This is a genomic window from Mesorhizobium sp. M7D.F.Ca.US.004.03.1.1, from assembly GCF_003998635.1.
Taxonomy (GTDB): domain Bacteria; phylum Pseudomonadota; class Alphaproteobacteria; order Rhizobiales; family Rhizobiaceae; genus Mesorhizobium; species Mesorhizobium loti.
The window spans coordinates 1-774 of record NZ_RZQG01001548.1 but is presented as its reverse complement, the minus strand read 5'-3'; the positions used below and the strand labels follow the sequence as shown (position 1 = coordinate 774).

Below are 774 nucleotides of genomic sequence, written 5' to 3'. Positions count from 1 at the left end.
CGTCTCGAAGCCGTAGGCCAGCCATGCTTCGGCTGCCTCGGTGACATAGCCCTTGCCCCAGAACTCAGGTGCCAGCCGCCAGCCGATCTCGACGGTGCCGGCGGGCAGGGATGGCACATGATCGGTGTCGAGGAGACCGATGAAGCCGATGGATTCACCGGTAGCGGTGATCTCGGCGGCGGCAAAACCGTATCCGTCCTCCGCGATCCAGGCCCGGAACTCGTCCATCTTGGCATCCGCGGCGGCGCGATCGCGGCGGAACGGAAAGAACTCCATCACCTGTTCGTCGGAGTTGATGCGATGGAAAAGTGCGCGGTCGCGATCCTCCCAGTTGCGCAGGATCAGGCGCTCGGTACGCATTGGTTTCATTGCACAAACTCTTCCTGTTTGTAGCCCTGCACGTAGAGCAGCGCAGTCAGGTCGCCATGGTCGATGCGGACCTTTGCCTGTGCCGCGACCGTTGGCTTGGCGTGAAGCGCGACACCGGTACCGGCCAGGCGGATCATGTCGAGATCATTGGCGCCGTCGCCGACCGCGATGGCGTCGGCGGGCGTCAAGCCAAGGCGCCCGGAAATTTCGATCAGTGCGTCGGCCTTGGCGGCGCGGCCGAGGATCGGCTCGCCGACCAGGCCGGTGAAGCGGCCGTCCTGTTCGAGCAGGCGATTGGCGCGGTTCTCCTGGAAGCCAAGCATGGCCGCAATGCGCGTCGTGAAGACCTCGAATCCGCCGGATACGAGTGCCGTCCAGGCGCCGTTGGCGCGCATGGTCCGGACC

General features: G+C 65.1%; 2 protein-coding genes. Both read right to left on the bottom strand.

Features of this window, described 5'->3' with window-relative positions:
• The coding region (locus tag EN935_RS38595) for a GNAT family N-acetyltransferase (protein ID WP_164771856.1) at positions 1–369 on the bottom strand (369 nt) is incomplete at its 3' end.
• Positions 366–774: HAD family phosphatase (locus EN935_RS38590; RefSeq protein WP_127374378.1), on the bottom strand; the 409-nt coding region annotated here is incomplete at its 5' end. The genes EN935_RS38595 and EN935_RS38590, both read right to left, overlap by 4 nt.